The sequence below is a fragment of the Campylobacter sp. US25a genome (assembly GCF_004379075.1).
In the GTDB taxonomy this organism is placed as follows: Bacteria; Campylobacterota; Campylobacteria; order Campylobacterales; family Campylobacteraceae; genus Campylobacter_D; species Campylobacter_D jejuni.
The window spans coordinates 1-820 of sequence record NZ_RYYM01000067.1 but is presented as its reverse complement, the minus strand read 5'-3'; the positions used below and the strand labels follow the sequence as shown (position 1 = coordinate 820).

The following is an 820-nucleotide window of genomic DNA, read 5'->3' as shown; positions in this document are numbered from 1 at the left end:
TATTGCACCTTGCATTTATTAGCATCTTTATCATCAAAAAGTTTAAGTTGCAGATAAAGCAGTTCTAAGTTTTGGGTATTCTTTTTTATATTATTGACAATGGATTTTTTTTCTTGTATTTGAGTATTAGCATCTAAATCTATTACAAAAATTTTATAGGCTTTAGTAAGAGTTTTAAAATGGAATTTTATATCTTTTAATATATCTTCTTTATCAAATTTTTCTATATCTAAAATAACTATAGGCTTGTCAATAAAAGCCATTTTTTTATAAGGGGTAAATTTTTGAGAATTAAAATAAGCAAAAAATACCACACCCTTATCTCTCCACTCGTCTTTGATGCTGTATTGATTTTTCCATCCACGACCTAACAATTCTAATCCACGAAAAGCTCTATTTTCTATAGTAGTATGGCGTATATATTCTTCTATATCTTCTTTAACATCAAAAACTAAATAAGATAAAATGATATAATTTTTATAGGATTCTTCTTGTTTTCTTACCTCATAATCAAAAACGATATTAAAATTATTTTTCAAAGCTTCTAGTTTTAACACCTCATTATCTTGCATTATTCCTTGTGCATAAGTGAAACTAAAAAACATTTTATCAATAAAAGCTTGCCCTTTTTGTTTATGCTTTTTTTGTATATTAAACATTGGAGCGTATTTTAAAACACTTTCATAAAAATTGTCTTCATTGAAATTTTCTCTGTCTATAATAAAGCTTATTTTATCTATAGTGCTCTCTTTACCCACATAAACATTTTCAAATACTATTTTACCCTCATCATCACTCATAGCCTTTGCCACCACTCTAT

1 protein-coding gene is annotated in these 820 nt (G+C 26.2%); it reads right to left on the bottom strand.

Annotated features, from left to right (window positions below):
* The coding region (locus tag ELQ12_RS10285; protein WP_166739608.1) for a hypothetical protein at window positions 1–820 on the bottom strand (820 nt) is incomplete at both ends.